At 69.3% G+C, this 14,850-nt stretch carries 12 protein-coding genes; 10 read left to right on the top strand and 2 right to left on the bottom strand.

The window, feature by feature from the left end; translation table 11 throughout:
• Window positions 1-43 precede the first annotated feature (43 nt).
• Entirely contained in the window at window positions 44-496 is a 453-nt protein-coding gene (locus L942_RS18435) for a MarR family winged helix-turn-helix transcriptional regulator (protein ID WP_037361957.1), read from the bottom strand.
• 80 nt (window positions 497-576) lie between these two features.
• Between L942_RS18435 and L942_RS18430 the strand changes: the two genes are divergently transcribed.
• The gene (locus L942_RS18430) at window positions 577-1,707 is read left to right on the top strand and encodes a dipeptidase (RefSeq protein ID WP_037361955.1); all 1,131 of its coding nucleotides are present in this window, start codon (window positions 577-579) and stop codon (window positions 1,705-1,707) included.
• A gap of 37 nt (window positions 1,708-1,744) precedes the next feature.
• The gene (locus tag L942_RS18425; protein ID WP_037361953.1) at window positions 1,745-2,161 is read left to right on the top strand and encodes a LapA family protein; all 417 of its coding nucleotides are present in this window, start codon (window positions 1,745-1,747) and stop codon (window positions 2,159-2,161) included.
• A 9-nt stretch (window positions 2,162-2,170) separates the two neighbouring features.
• On the opposite strand, the gene L942_RS18420 is transcribed toward L942_RS18425, so the two are convergent.
• Window positions 2,171-2,929, bottom strand: a complete 759-nt coding sequence (locus tag L942_RS18420) for a hypothetical protein (protein WP_037361951.1) — start codon at window positions 2,927-2,929, stop codon at window positions 2,171-2,173.
• Window positions 2,930-3,020: 91 nt separating this feature from the next.
• Here L942_RS18420 and L942_RS18415 point away from each other — a divergent pair, with 91 nt between their 5' ends.
• From L942_RS18415 to L942_RS18380, 8 genes are all read left to right on the top strand, one after another.
• Window positions 3,021-3,812: an Abi-alpha family protein gene (locus tag L942_RS18415; protein WP_037361949.1), complete on the top strand. Its 792-nt coding sequence runs from the start codon at window positions 3,021-3,023 to the stop codon at window positions 3,810-3,812.
• Window positions 3,813-3,817: 5 nt separating this feature from the next.
• Entirely contained in the window at window positions 3,818-5,062 is a 1,245-nt protein-coding gene (locus L942_RS18410; RefSeq protein WP_037361947.1) for a DUF445 domain-containing protein, read from the top strand.
• 43 nt (window positions 5,063-5,105) lie between these two features.
• Window positions 5,106-8,123 (top strand): patatin-like protein, encoded by a 3,018-nt coding sequence (locus L942_RS18405; protein ID WP_037361946.1) that lies wholly within the window; start codon window positions 5,106-5,108, stop codon window positions 8,121-8,123.
• A gap of 242 nt (window positions 8,124-8,365) precedes the next feature.
• Complete coding sequence (gene ectA / locus L942_RS18400) at window positions 8,366-8,863, top strand: diaminobutyrate acetyltransferase (protein ID WP_037361944.1); 498 nt, start codon at window positions 8,366-8,368, stop codon at window positions 8,861-8,863.
• Between the two features lie 38 nt (window positions 8,864-8,901).
• The gene (gene ectB / locus L942_RS18395; RefSeq protein ID WP_037361942.1) at window positions 8,902-10,152 is read left to right on the top strand and encodes a diaminobutyrate--2-oxoglutarate transaminase; all 1,251 of its coding nucleotides are present in this window, start codon (window positions 8,902-8,904) and stop codon (window positions 10,150-10,152) included.
• A 30-nt stretch (window positions 10,153-10,182) separates the two neighbouring features.
• A complete protein-coding gene (locus L942_RS18390) occupies window positions 10,183-10,575 on the top strand; it encodes an ectoine synthase (RefSeq protein WP_037361940.1) in 393 nt (130 codons plus the stop codon).
• Window positions 10,576-10,640: 65 nt separating this feature from the next.
• Window positions 10,641-11,543, top strand: coding sequence for an ectoine hydroxylase (gene thpD / locus L942_RS18385; protein WP_037361938.1), 903 nt, complete (start codon window positions 10,641-10,643; stop codon window positions 11,541-11,543).
• 362 nt (window positions 11,544-11,905) lie between these two features.
• Window positions 11,906-14,653, top strand: a complete 2,748-nt coding sequence (locus L942_RS18380) for an AfsR/SARP family transcriptional regulator (RefSeq protein ID WP_037361936.1) — start codon at window positions 11,906-11,908, stop codon at window positions 14,651-14,653.
• Window positions 14,654-14,850 lie beyond the last annotated feature (197 nt).

Here is a 14,850-nt window from a genome sequence, read left to right as displayed (position 1 = left end):
CGGCGGGGGCTGTGTCGGCGGGGGCTGTGTCGGCGGGCAAAGATCAGCCGTTCACCGAGCGGAGCGTTCGCATCGCCTCCGCCAGTCCCTCCGCGTCCGGGCCCAGCGGGGTCAGCACGATGCGCCGCAGGATCTCCGCGCAAGCCGCTCGAGCCTTGAGTGCTACTTCCAGCCCGTGCTCCGTCAGGGCGGCGAACGTCACCCGGCGGTCCTCCGGGCTCGGGATCCGGCAGATCAGATCCGCGGCGACCAAGCGGTCCGCCACCTTGGTGAAGCCTCCGCTCGACAGCGCGGCTTCGGTCGCCAGGCGGGTCATCGGCATCCGGTGTTCGGGCGACCGCACCAGGCGCAACAGGATGTCGAACGACGCGGGGGCGAGGCCGAAGCGTTCGGCGATTTCTCCCATCAGCGCGTTCTGCGTGGCCAGATAGCCTTCGATCACGAGGCCCCACCACGTCACGATCTCGTCGTCGTCCGTTTGCGGATCCGGGGTCATCTGCCGGAGTCTACCCGAAGACGTCTTGCGCGCGAGAAGTTACCTGGGCAATGAGCGGCTGCACTCGCTAGGGTCGAAGCATGACCGACCTCACCCGCGCGCAAGACCTGCTCGCTTCCACGATTCTCGCCGACGGACACAACGACCTCCCCTGGGCGCTGCGGCTCAAGGCCGGCCCGAACCCGGTCGAAGCGGTGGCGGGCGTGGACCTCACGGTCGACCAGCCGACGCTGCACACCGACTTTCCCAAGCTCGCCGCGGGCAAACTGGGTCTGCAGTTCTGGTCGGTGTACGTCCCGTGCCAGTTCGAGGGCCACAGCGCGGTCACCGCGGTCCTGGAGCAAATCGAGGTGGTCTACCAGCTGGCCGAGCGCTACCCGGACCGGCTGCGGCTGGTGACCACGGCCGACGAGGCCGAGGCGGCGTTCGCGGACGGGCGGATCGCGTCGTTGCTCGGGGCCGAGGGCGGGCACAGCATCGCGGAATCCCTTGGGGTACTGCGAATTCTGCGCCGGCTCGGGGTCCGCTATATGACGCTGACGCACAATTTCAACACCACCTGGGCGGACTCCGGGACCGACAAACCCGAGAACGACGGGCTCACCGAATTCGGTCGCGAGGTCGTGCGCGAGATGAACCGGATCGGCATGCTGGTCGACCTGTCGCACGTCGCGCCGAGCACCATGCACGCCGCGCTCGACGTGTCCAGCGCGCCGGTGATCTTCAGCCACTCGTCGTGCCGCGCGGTCAACGACCATCCGCGCAACATCCCGGACGACGTTCTCGCCAAGCTGCCCGGCAACGGCGGCGTCGCGATGATCACCTTCGTTCCGGCCTTCATCTCCGCCGCGGTCACCGAGTGGGACAACCAGCTCGAGGCCGCGATGACCGCCGCCGGCAAGGAGTTTCTCAACCTCGGCGAGCGCGGCCGGTTCGCCGAGACCTGGGACGGCCCGCCCAAGCCGAAGGCGACTGTCGAGGACGTCGTCGCGCACCTGGAGCACGCGCGCGAGATCGCCGGGATCGACCACATCGGGCTCGGCGGCGACTACGACGGTGTCGGCGCCCTGCCGGAAGGCCTCGAGGACGTGTCGAAATACCCGGTGCTCATCGCCGCGCTGATGGAACGCGGCTGGAGCGACGAGGACTGCGCGAAACTCGCCGGTCGCAACACGCTGCGAGTGCTGCGCGAGGTCGACGCGAAGGCTTGAATTAGCGCATCACGGCGAGTGGGCGGACAATCACGATATGTCCCACGCGCGAAACGACGGTCCCGAAGGGGCCGCGAAATCGGAAATTCCCGAGGCGCCGGGCACCGACGTGCCCGGCGCACCCGACCCCGCCGCCCCGGGCACCGCTCCGGGAGCCGAACCCGGACCGCGGCCGCCCGCCGCGAAACCCGCGGGCCGCAAGGGCAAGGTCAAGTCCACCCGGATCAGCGGCACCTGGATCGCCGTGATCGTGGCGATCGTCGTGCTGGCCTTCCTGCTGGTGTTCATCCTGCAGAACCTGGACACGGCGACCGTCCACTTCCTCGGCGCCTCGGGCAGCCTGCCGCTCGCGGTGGCGATGCTGTTCTCCGCGATCGCGGGTGCGGCGCTGGTCGCGCTGATCGGCGGAGCGCGGATTCTGCAGCTGCGGAAGCAAGCCCGCCGACGGCGCTGACCACAGTCCTCAGCCGCGGTCTGGAGCCCGCAGGCTCAGCAGGATCTCGCACACCGCGGGATCCCCGCTGAGCCGCACCCGCGCGTCCGCTTCCGCCGCGGGCAACGTCCCGCTGCACAGCCGCCAGAACGCGTCCGCGTCGGTCGTCATCGCCGCCAGCGGAGACCGCGACGTCGCCGCGCCCCGGTCGATCGTCCAACCCACCGCGGTCGCCTGGAGCGTCCACCGCCCAGCCCCCTCCACCGAACAAGCCACCTGCCGCCCAGGCCGCGCGGTCACCTCGCCCAACAGCTGCGGCGCCGAACGCAGAAACGTGTCCACCACCGGCGTCCGGAACTCCGGCTCGTCCAGCAGCGGAGCCTTCACCGCCTCCCGGATCTGCTGCTGGAGCACCCACTGCTCCGCGTAATCGCGAGCGACCGTCAGCCACAACGGCACCGCGGCCGCTTCGTCCAGGTCGCGGTGTTTCCACAGCTCAGTCAGCTGCGTTGTGCTGTCCACGAGCATCGCGAACAGCACCTCCGGCGACAGCTGCCGGCAGGCGGAGACCCACGACGTGCCCTCCTCGAAATGGCCGTCCCGATCCCGGGACAGCCGCCGGAGCTTCAACCCGAGGATGTGCGCGGTGAGGTCGTGCACCGTCCAATCGCCGAGCACGGGCGAGGTCCATTCCGGTGTCCGGAGGTCGGAGAGAACCCCGATCAGCGCCTGTTCCTCGCGAACGAGCAGCGGCAGCACGTCGATCGGCGGTCCCCACGGCGCGGTCATGCGCGTCATCCAACACCCACTGGCCCGGCATCACAGGGCCATCTGGCCTACTCGCAGGTAGCATCAGCGCGAACAGTGAGGGGAGCAGCCCGTGGACTACCAGCGACCGAACGGCCGGGGCACCGCCGAGGACGTGGCCAATCTGGCCCGCCGGGCAGGCCAGCTCGCCGGATGGGCGGCGCGCACCGGCTTCGACCTGACCCGCAAACTCCCCGGGATCGACACCGCCGAACGCGGCCTCAAGCAGGTCGAACGCGGGTTGCTGAGCGAGCTGCGCCGCCGGCTGGACGAGGTCGACGATCCCTACCACGCGGCGCTGACCGCGGCGTCCGCGATGAACCGGGCCGACGTCGGCAGCCGCGCCGTCGAAACGACCGTGACGCTGGTGCCCGCCCGCGACCACGTCGAACCGCTGCGCGCGGCGATGGCCGAACTGCTCAACCACTCCATCGGCTTCGGCCGCGAGCGCGCCCGCGAGTACCTGTACGCGATCATTCTCCGCCAGCTCACCCCCGACGAGGCGCGCATCCTCTCCGCGCTGTCGGACGGCTCCCCGTTCCCCGCGGTCGACGTGGCCGAGCGCACCGCCATCGGCGGCACCGGCCGGATCGTGCTGCGCAACGCCTCGACGGTCGGCAAGGCGGCCGGGGTGTCGCTGCCGGACCAGGTGCCCGGCTACGTGACCCGGCTGATCGGCCTCGGCCTGGTCGAACTGGACGAGGAGGTGCCCTCGCTCGAGACGCAGTACGAGATCCTGCTGACCGACGAGTCGGTCCGCGAGGTGGAGAAGCAGGTGAAGCGGATCAAGATCATCCGCCGCACCATCCACGTCTCGCGGCTCGGCGCGCAGTTCTGGCAGGCCTGCGACCCGAGCCTCGGCTGACCCCGATGGGCGGCTTCGTCTCGGGCATCCTCGACGACTTCGTCCGGCACTGGCAGCTGTATGTCTCCATCCCGATCGTCGCCGCGCTGATCGGGTACGGCACGAAGCTGGTCGCGATCCGGATGATGTTCCAGCCGGTCGAGTTCATCGGCGTCAAGCCGTTCCTCGGCTGGCAGGGCATCGTGCCCAAACGGGCCGCGCGGATGGCGAGCATCGCCTGCGACACGATGACCGAGCAGCTGATCAAACCGGCCGAGGTCGTCGCCCGGCTCGATGCCGACCGGATCGCCAAGGAGATCGAGAAACCGCTGCTCGCGGCGGTCGAGGACATCGTGCGCGAGGTGGCCGGGCACTACCAGCCGGGGCTGTGGGAATCGCTGCCGGTCGGCGTGCAGCGGCTGGTGATCCAGCGCGTGCAGGCCGAATCGCCGCACATGGTCAAGGCCGTGCTCGAACTCATCCAGTCCGATGTGGACAGTGTGTTCGACCTCAAGGGCATGGTGGTGACCAGCCTGGTCAAGGACAAACGGCTGCTCAACCGGATCTTCCAGGAAGCGGGCGCGGAGGAGTTCAAGTTCATCGCCCGCTCCGGGCTCGTGTTCGGCGGGCTGATCGGCGTGATCCAGATGGTCGCCTGGCTGCTGTTCAAGTTCCCGCCGATCATGCCGTTGTTCGGCCTCTTCACCGGCTGGTTCACCGACTGGCTGGCGCTGCGGATGATTTTCTACCCGCTGCAGCCGAAGAAATATTTCGGCGTCACCTGGCAGGGTCTGTTCCTCAAGCGGCGCGCGGAGGTCGCCGAGGCCTACGGCGAGTTGATCGCGAAGGAAATCATCACGCCGCACAACGTGATCGAGGCGGTGCTGAAGGGCCCGCTGTCCGATCGCGTGCTCGCGCTCATCCAGCGGCAGCTCGACCGCGAGCTGGGCCGGGCGGCGAACGTCGCGAAACCGTTGCTGGTCTTCGCCATCGGCAGCCGCCGCTACCAGGACATGAAGCTCGCCATCTCCGAGCAGATCATGACCCGGCTGCCGGACACCATGCGCTACATCGAGGATTACGCCACCGACGCGATGGACATCCGCAACGTGCTGGTCGGCAAGATGAAGGAATTGTCGCCGGAGGAGTTCGAGCAGCTGCTGCGCCCGGCTTTCCAGCAGGACGAATGGATTCTGATCGCGACCGGCGCGGTGCTCGGGTTCGCGGTCGGCGAGGCGCAGGTGCTCCTGCTGGAGCACCTCGCCGCTTGATGCCCCTTGTGGAGGAGCGGGCCGGGCCGGGAGACTGACCCGCATGGGTGAGACGGCGGTGCCGTGGCCGCAGGAAATCCGGATCGCGATGGCCATGGTGGGGGGATCCAGCCTGGCAGTGTGGATGGGGGGAGTCGCTACCGAGACGTCGGCGTTGCTGCACGCTTCGCGCACGCCGGACGAACGTAACGGCTACCGGAAACTTCTCGACCTTTTGCACGCTTCGGTGCGCCTGGACGTGCTCACCGGCACGAGCGCGGGCGGCATCAACGCCGCGTGCCTCGGCCTGGCGGAGGCGTACCGGTCGACGCCCGCGGTCTTGCGCGACACCTGGTTCTCCGCCGGGTCGCTGGAAAACCTGATCCGCGACCCGGGCGAAACCCAGCCGCGCTCAGTGCTGAACGGCGACAAGGTGCTCCTCGGCGGCCTGGTCCAGGCGATGCACGACATCACCGGGTCCGGCGTCGTGCCCACCGAGCCGCCGGACGTGACCGTGCTGCTCACCGGCACCATGCTCGACGGCGAGACCACGCAGTACGACGACGCGCTCGGAAACCGGGTGCGAGACACCGAACATCGCATGCTGTTCCGCTTCTCCGGTCCATTGTGGAACAACCAGGTGCACGCCCCGCTCGCGCTCGCCGCGCGGTCGAGCGCGTCGTTCCCCGGCGCCTTCGAGCTGTCGCGCATGCCGATCGGTCCCGAGGCGGCGGACCGGACGCATCCGGACATGACCGAGTACACGGAGCTGGTGCGTTCGCATTGGCTCGCCGACGGCGGCGTGCTGGTGAACAAACCGCTGCGGCCGGCGTTGCGGGAGATCTTCGAACGCCCGTCGTCGACGGAGGTGCGGCGGCTGCTGCTGTACGTCGTCCCGACGGTCGACGGCGAGGTCAAGCCGATGGACTGCGACCCGGCTGAGCCGCCGATGCTCGGCACCGCGCTGGCGAAGGTCGCCTCGACGATCATGAGCCAGACCATCAGCGTCGAGCTGGAGGAATTGAGCCGGCACAACGCGGCCGTCACGCGCACCCGGGACACCCGGGTCGCGCTCGCGTCGCTCGGCCTGCGCGGCGGGCAGCTGGTGGACGACCGGGTGCACCGGGCATACCTCGACCGCCGGGTCGCGCTCGACGCGGCCGACCTGGTGCGCGCCGTCACCCGCCGCTACGAACTGTCCGATGAGGACAGTGGATGGGCGGCCGGGAGCTCGGCGCTGCTGCAGGACATCGCCGCGGACGGACTGCGTCGCGGGATCCCGGACACGCTGCCCGGCGAGTCGGTCACGGTCGGCGAGATGGTCCGCTACCGCACCACGACGCTGGACGACGCGGTCGCCACCGGCATCCAGCTGATCAACGCGGGCTTCCGGATGGGCCCGGAGCTCGACCAGGCGACCCAGCTCAACGAGGCCCGCGCGAAGCTGCACGCCGCCCGCCGGAGCGCGGCACGCGACGTGCGGCTGTCCGCGTGGGTCGCGCGGCACGAGCCGCCGCGGCCGGGCACCGCGATGCCGGACTGGATCGGACAGCTCGCCGCCGAATGGGCGGATCTCGGCGCGTCGGACGCGGTGCGCGACGCGTGGCCGGAGCTGGTCGGCGCGCTGCGGTCGGCGGCTCCGGTGCTGCATGCTTTGGCGGGCAAGGAAAACCAATGGTCCGCGGACGCCGCCGACACGGTGACCACGCTGCTGGACTGGTTCGGCCTGGACGACGCGGACGTCGCCGACGGGTTCGTGCTGGCGCGCTTCCTGTTGCTGCACATGGCGACGCGCGGGCTGCTGGCCGAAACGCCGGCGGTCGACCAGCGCGTCGACCTGGTGCAGCTGAGCGCGGACAGCCGCACCCTGCTGGACCTGGCGCGCCCTCGCGGCCGGGACAAGCTCACCGGCACGCAGGCGAACAACTTCGGCGCGTTCTACAAAGCGTCCTGGCGCGCGAACGACTGGATGTGGGGCCGGATCGACGGCGCGGGCTGGCTGACGCAGTGCCTGCTCGACCCGCAACGCCTGCGGGTGCTGCGCGACATCGTGGGCCCCGAGGAATTCCGGGAGCAGGTGCGGACGACGTTCCGCGAGATCGGCTGGGCGCCGCCTTCGCCCGCGGACAACGGCATGCCCGCGGAGCTGCCCGGGTTGCTCGCGCAGCTGGGCGACGAGCTGGCTTTTCTTGGCCTGGACGCGAATCTGGATCCGGTCGAGTTCGGCAAGGAGGTGCCGACCAGCCTTCCGGTGACGTCGATGGTGCTGGCCAAGTCGCGGCAGCTGGACATCGCGCGGGAGGAGCTGCCGGTGCTCGCCCAGCAGGCCGAAGCGGACGCGAAGGAGGGCAACGGAAAGGCGTCGGAGAGTTTCCGGAAGCTGATGCTCGCCCGGCCGCTCGACCAATCCGCCGGGAAACCCGCTGTCCCGCCCGAAAACGCCGGGGAACCGGACGCGGCGCAGCGCGCTTTCCAAGCCTGCCAGGTTTCCGCCGAACGCTTCGAGGGCGAACTCGGCAGCACGCTGCTCACCAAAACGATCGTCAAAGCCGGGGCCGCCGGGCTCAATGCCGCGTCCACTGCCACCCGGGTCCCGAAAACGCTCCAGCCGCTGGCGAAATTCGCCCAGCTCAGCAGCCGCAGTTCGTGGTGGGTCACCCAAGGCGCGACGCGACTGGGCCGTCCCTGGAACCTGCTCGCCGCCGCCATCACCGCGATCGCCGGGTTCGTGCTCAGCGGCGAAGGCGGGTCCGTCCTGCAATGGCTCGGCCTGCCGGTCGCGGGCGGGGCGCTCGTGTTCCTCGTGGTGAGCCTGCTGACCTTGCGGCGGACGTGGCGAATGGTGCTCACTGTGCTGGCGGTGCTGGTGATAGCCGCGTTGCTGTTCGCCGCTTTCCTGCCGCCCATCGCACAGCCGTTGTTCGGCTGGCTCGGTACCGTTGTGGACGGCTGGCGGCGCGGGCAGGCTCCGCTGTGGTGGCTCGCCGTCGTCGCCCTGCTCCTGCTGCCCGCGGTCTGGACGCCGCTGTCCGGGCTCGGCCGGCGGAAGCGCCGGAGGTCCCGTCCGGACAGCCCGCGCTGAACCCCAGGTAGGCCGCGCTTTTCGGCGTTGGAGTTGCGGCCGGGCCCGCGAAGGCCCATGGTCGGAGACACAGGTCGCATACCGCAGGTGTGCGGCCCAGACGCACGTCATGCCCAAAACTCAGCCCGGCTAAACATGTTTGTGGCACTCCTCACCGGGGTATCCCCGTCGTCCCTGGTGAGGGCGGTGGGCGTGGGATGGATCGCTGGCGGCACGAAAATTCTCTGTTACGTTTCCAAAGTATGTCCGGAAAGCACTTGATCGAATCCCCGACCAAGGCCGATGGTGCCGCTCTCTGGCGAATCGCACGCGATTCGCAGAAGCTTGATCTCAACTCGCCGTATGCGTACCTGTTGTGGTGCAAGGATTTCGCGGACACCTCGGTCGTGGCCCGCGTGGACGGCGAGCCGGTCGGATTCGTGATCGCTTACCGCAGGCCGGCCGCGCCGGACGTCGCGCTCGTGTGGCAGGTCGCCGTCGACGCGTCGCAGCGCGGAAAAGGCCTGGCCGGGCAGTTGCTGGACAGCCTGTACACGCGTCTGGTCGGCGAGGGCGTGCGGTACCTGGAAACCACGATCACTCCGGACAACGCGGCGTCCATCCGCCTCTTCGAGTCGTTCGCGAAGCGCTGGAACGCGGATCTGGAACACCGCCGGTTGTTCGAAGTCGCTGATTTTCCGCAGGGGGAGGCGCACGAACCCGAGGATCTTTACCGCATCGGGCCGTTGCGCCGCCAATAACCCGTCAATTTCGCCGAGTAGGAGCGAAAGAAATCGTCATGAGCATCTTCGAAGAGCTCGAATCAGAAGTCCGCAGTTACAGCCGGGGGTGGCCGGTCGTCTTCGACCGCGCGCAGGGCAGCCGGATCTACAGCGAGGACGGGAAACCCTACCTCGACTTCTTCGCCGGCGCCGGCGCGCTGAACTACGGGCACAACAACCCGCACCTGAAGAAGGCGCTGATCGACTACCTGCAGCGCGACGGCGTCACCCACGCGCTGGACATGTTCACCGTCGCGAAGCGGGACTTCCTGCAGACCTTCCAGGAGAAGATCCTGACCCCGCGCGAGCTGGACTACAAGATCGTCTTCCCCGGCCCCGGCGGCGCGAACGCCGTGGAGGCCGCGCTGAAGCTGGCGCGGAAGGTGACCGGCAAGGAATCGGTCATCAACTTCACCAACGCCTTCCACGGCATGACGCTCGGCGCGCTGTCGGTCACCGGCAACTCGATGAAGCGCGGCGGCGCGGGCGTCCCGCTGGTGCACGCCACGCCGATGCCGTACGACAAGTACTTCGACGGCGCGATGCCGGACTTCATGTACTTCGAGAAGCTGCTCGAGGACTCCGGCAGCGGCCTGAACGAGCCCGCCGCGGTGATCGTGGAGGGCGTGCAGGGCGAGGGCGGCATCAACGCCGCGCGCCTGGAATGGCTCAAGGGCCTCGACGACCTGTGCAAGCGGCACAACATCCTGCTGATCCTCGACGACGTGCAGATGGGCTGCGGCCGCACCGGCCCGTTCTTCAGCTTCGAGGACGCGGGCATCTCGCCGGACATCGTGTGCCTGTCGAAGTCGATCGGCGGCTACGGCCTCCCGATGGCGCTCACGCTGATCAAACCGGAGCTGGACGTGTGGGAGCCGGGCGAGCACAACGGCACCTTCCGCGGCATCAGCCCGGCGTTCGTCACCGCGGCCGAGGCGCTGCGCGTCTACTGGAGCGACGACGAGCTGGAAAAGTCGACGAAGGCCAAGGGCGAGCGCATCGCGAGCACCTTCAAGGACATCGTCGAGAGCTACCCGGAGGCGAACCTCGTCGCGAAGGGCCGCGGTCTGGCGCGCGGTCTCGAATTCGGCAGCGGCGACCTGGCCGGCGCGGTCTGCAAGGAAGCCTTCGACCGCGGCCTGCTGATGGAAACGTCCGGCCCGGACGGCGAGGTGATGAAGCTGCTTCCGCCGCTTACCCTCACCGACGAGGAACTGGGCGAGGGGCTTTCGATCATTTCCGAATCCGTCGCCGCCGTTCTCAAGTAACCACCCGCACAACACGAAGGAGCCCGTCACTTGCTGGTCCGCACGCTCGACGAGATCACCGACACCGACGCCGACATCAAGACCCCGAACTGGCGCAGCAAGCGCATCATCCTCGCGAAGGAGGGCGTCGGCTTCTCGGTGCACGAGACGACGCTGTACGCCGGCACGGTGAACGACTTCTGGTACGCCAACCACATCGAGGCCGTCTTCATCACCTCGGGCGAAGGCGAGATCGAAGACCTCGCCACCGGGAAGGTGTATCCGCTCAAGCCGGGCACGCTGTACCTGCTGAACGACCACGACAAGCACCAGGTCCGGCCGAAGACCGAGATCAAGTGCGTGTGTGTGTTCAACCCGCCGGTCACCGGCCGCGAGGTGCACGACGAAAACGGGGTCTACCCGCTCGTCACCGAAGACTCCTGACGCTGCGCCACTCCCACCACATCGCACGAAAGAAGAAACGCCAGAAGAACTGGAGGCGAGCCACTGTGACGATCATGGACACCCGGGTCAACGACGGCTACCCGACCCGGATCACCGGTACGCCGGAGCACCTTCCGCGCGTGCACCCCACGGTGTGGGGTACCGAGGCTGACGGCCCGATCGACGCCGCGACCCTGGCGAACCACGATGCCAAGGGCTTCACGATCGTCGACGGACTGCTCTCGCCCGGTGAGGTCCAGACGTACTGGCAGGAGGTCGTCCGGCTGTCGTCGGACGAGAAGCTGCGCGACGACGAGCGCGTCATCACCGAGGCGCGCACCGGCGAGGTCCGGTCGATCTTCGACGTGCACGAGATCTCCGGCCTGATCGCCGAACTGGTGCGCGATCCGCGGGTGCTCGACTGGGCGCGGCAGATCCTCGGCTCCGAGGTCTACATCCACCAGAGCCGGATCAACTACATGCCCGGCTTCAAGGGCACCGGCTTCTACTGGCACTCCGATTTCGAGACCTGGCACGCGGAGGACGGCATGCCGTCGCCGCGCGCGGTGAGCTGCTCGATCGCGCTCACCGACAACTACCCGTACAACGGCGGGCTGATGGTCATGCCGGGTTCGCAGCGCACGTTCGTGCAGTGCGTCGGCGAGACCCCGGACGACAACTACAAGAGCTCGCTCAAGGACCAGCGGGTGGGCGTACCGTCGCCGGACGACATCACCAAGCTCGCCGCCGACTGCGGCATCGAGCAGTTCACCGGTTCGGCGGGTTCGGCGCTGTGGTTCGACTCGAACATCATGCACGGGTCGGCGAACAACATCACGCCGTACCCGCGCTCGAACATCTTCCTGGTGTTCAACAGCGTGGAGAACGCGTTGCAGGAGCCGTTCGCCGCGAGCGAGCCGCGGCCGTCGTTCATCGCCGGGCGCGATTCCACGCCGATCACGCGGTGACCAGCGACACCTTGGCGAACCGGCGGGTCGCTCGTAACGAAGAATGTGCGCCCTGTTACGTTGTCGCCACCTCGCAGTTGCGCTGTGCGGGGATGGTTGTCCGCAACGGTCCGGGTTCTTGCTCGGGGTGAGCCCCCCGAACCGCCGGCGGACGGCCGCGATGCACGGGTGGACCGCGCCCCCTGGCGGCCCGGCCGACGATCATGGGTCCGGCCCCGCACCATCAGATCGGGACTGATGGTGCGGGGCCGGATTCGTCTGTTTCAGGGGCCGGAATTCACGGGAGAGCGGTTTCTGCCGGCCGCCGCTGCCGGTAAGTTGACCTGTCTGGCTGGGGGTGAGCCTGGGAGGTGCGCGCGAGCATGGCCGATGGCGGCGCGCGGGTCGAACTGCTCGGCCCGGTGCGGCTGCTCGACGGCAGCCGTGCGGTACCCGTCGGCGGCCCCGGGGTGCGGGGGCTGCTGGCGCTGCTCGCGCTGCGCGTGGGCAAGGTGGTGTCGCTCGAGGAGATCATCGACGCGTTGTGGGGCCACGATCCGCCCGCCACCGCTCGCACCATCGTGCACGGCAACGTGTCGCAGCTGCGCCGGCTGCTGCGGGAAATGGCCGATCCGGTCGCCGAGATCAGCACCCGGCCGCCGGGCTACCAGCTTTCCCTCGCGCCGGAACGGATCGACGCGCATCGCGCGCGGGCGCTGCTCGACCAGGCCGCGCTGGAACCGCCGGAGAACGCCTCCAAGCTGCTCGCCGAGGCGCTCGCGTTGTGGCAGGGACCGACGTTGTCCGGCGTGCCGGATTCGGTGCGGGCGCCCGAATTGGACGAACTGCGCAACGCGATCCGCTACGCCCGGGTCAACGCGGATCTCGACCTCGGCCGGTACGACGAGCTGATCGTGGAGCTGAGCCCGATCGTCCGCGCCGATCCGCTCGCCGAACGCACCGCCGGGCAGCTGATGCGTGCGCTCTACCACGCCGGGCGGCGCGGGGAAGCGCTCGAGCTGTACCGCACCGTCTCGCGGGCCACGCTCGGCTCCCTCGGTGTCGAACCCGGCGCCGATCTGCGCTCGCTGCACGAGCGGGTGCTCAACGACGACCTCGCCGCGCACGAGAGCGCTGTTCCGGAGCAGGCCGTCGCGCCGTCTCAGCTGCCGCCCGCGCTGCCGACGCTGGCCGGGCGCGAGGCGGAGGTGGAATGGCTCGACGGGCTCGCCGAACGCGGCGACAGCACGGTGATCGTGTCCGGCACCGCCGGGGTCGGCAAGAGCGCGCTGGTCATCTGGTGGGCGCATCGCGCGGCCCGGCTGTTCCCGGACGGGGTGCTGTACGCGGCGCTGCAAGGCTTCGATCCGCACCAGCCGCCGCTGGAGCCGAGCGAGCTGCTGTCGCAGTTCCTGCTCGGGCTGGGCGTGCCCGCCGACGAGGTGCCGGAGCACGGGCACGAACGCGTCGCGCTGTACCGCTCGCTGATCGCCGGACGGCGGATGCTCGTGCTCCTCGACGACGCCCGTTCGGCCGAACAGGTGCGTCCGTTGCTGCCGCCGGGTGCGCGGTCGATGACGGTGGTGACCAGCCGGTCGCGGCTGGAGGCGCTGGCGGTGTCCCACGCGGCGAAACTGCGCGTGCTCGGCACCCTCGCGCCGGAAGCCGCGGTGAGCGTGATCGAGGAACTGGCCGGACCGGCGGATTTCGACCTCAACCACGCGCTGGCCCGGCTGTGCGGCTACCTGCCGCTCGCGCTGCGGATCGCCGGGGCCAAGCTCGCCGCCAGTCCACAATGGACACTCAAGGATCTGGTCGGCGAGCTGGGAAACGAACGCACCCGGCTGGCCGGGCTGGACGTCACCGGAGCCGACGACGGCGTGCGGGCCGCTTTCGACGTCTCGTTCCGCGGCCTGCCGGACCGACTCGCCCGGACGCTGCTGCGGCTGGGCGCGGTGCCCGCCCGGCACACCGGACCGCACCTCACGGCGGCCATCGCGGAGATCCCGGTGGAGCAGGCCCGCCGCGAACTCCGCACGCTGGCCGCGCACAACCTGATCGCCGAGACTTCGCGCGACGCCTTCGCCCCGCACGACCTCGTCCGGCTGTACCTGCGGGAGCTGGCGGAAACCGAACTGGACCCGGCGGAACGCGCGGCGGTGCTCGACCGGGCGATCCGCTATCACCAAGCCGCCTCCGACACCGCCCGGCGCAAGATGCTGCGGATCGTCGACCCGCTCGACCTCACCGGCCTGGTGCCGCCGGAGGCGCTGCCGCCACTGGAAACTTTCGCCCAGGCCCAGGACTGGTTCGCCGCGGAATGGCCGAACCTGCTGGCCGTACTGGACGCCGCGCACGCCGACGGCCGCTACGCCGACGTCTGGCGGCTCGCCCGCGTCGCACACACCTACCGGGTCGTCTGCCCGCTGTACGAGGAATGGATCCGGCTGGTCGACCTCGGGCTCGCCGCCGCCGAGGCCGCGGACGAACCGCTCGGGCAGTGCTGGATGCTGATCTCCCGCTGCGCCATCGCGCTCACCTTCGAACTGGCCCACGGCAGCATCGCCGACGCCGAACGCGCGGTCGGCCTGGCCACGCGGCTGGACGGCCGCTCGCTGATCGTCGCCAAGATCCACCTCGGCAGCGTGCTCACCCTGCTCGGCCGGTATTCGGAGGCCATCGAACGGCTGCTGGAGGCCGTCGAGGAGACCGAACGCACCGGCGACCTCGAACTGCGCGGCCAGGCGCTCAACAACTGCGCCGAGACGGAAAAGCGCGCCGGCCGTCCGGTCGAGGCGATCACGCATCAGCTGGCCTCGCTGGAAATAGACCGCGAACTCGGCGACGACAGCTACGCCGTGGTGTCGCTGAACAATCTCGCCGAACTGCACCTGGACATCGGCGACCTGGAAGCCGCCGAACGCTACGCGAGGGAGGCGATCTCGCTGGCGGTCGCGCGGCAGTTCGAACTGCAGGAAGGCATCCTGCGGGTGACGTTGGCCAGGATCCAGCGCCGTCAGGAACGGCTCGACCCGGCGCGCGAGCAGTACCGGCGGGCGATCTCGCTGTACGAGCGGATGAATCCCCGGCAGGTGGAGGACCTGCGCAAGGAAGCGGCCGACCTGGAGTGAGCGGGCAGTCGGCAAGCCCTGCTCTTGTACAATGTTCAGCTGTGTTTTCGCAGGTCAGCGTGGTAATAATCGCCTTCGCTTAGCGGATTCTTAGCCATCGGGCGGTCAGCGCGCGTAGGGTCGGCCGCGACGCTGGCGGAGCCCTAGGGGAGGGGCAGGCCGTGAAGCCGGCGACGGGACCGCGGCGCTGTCGCGCG

This window comes from Amycolatopsis orientalis DSM 43388, assembly GCF_000411975.1.
Classification (GTDB): Bacteria; Actinomycetota; Actinomycetes; order Mycobacteriales; family Pseudonocardiaceae; genus Amycolatopsis; species Amycolatopsis orientalis_D.
This window is presented reverse-complemented; position numbering and strand designations above follow the sequence as displayed.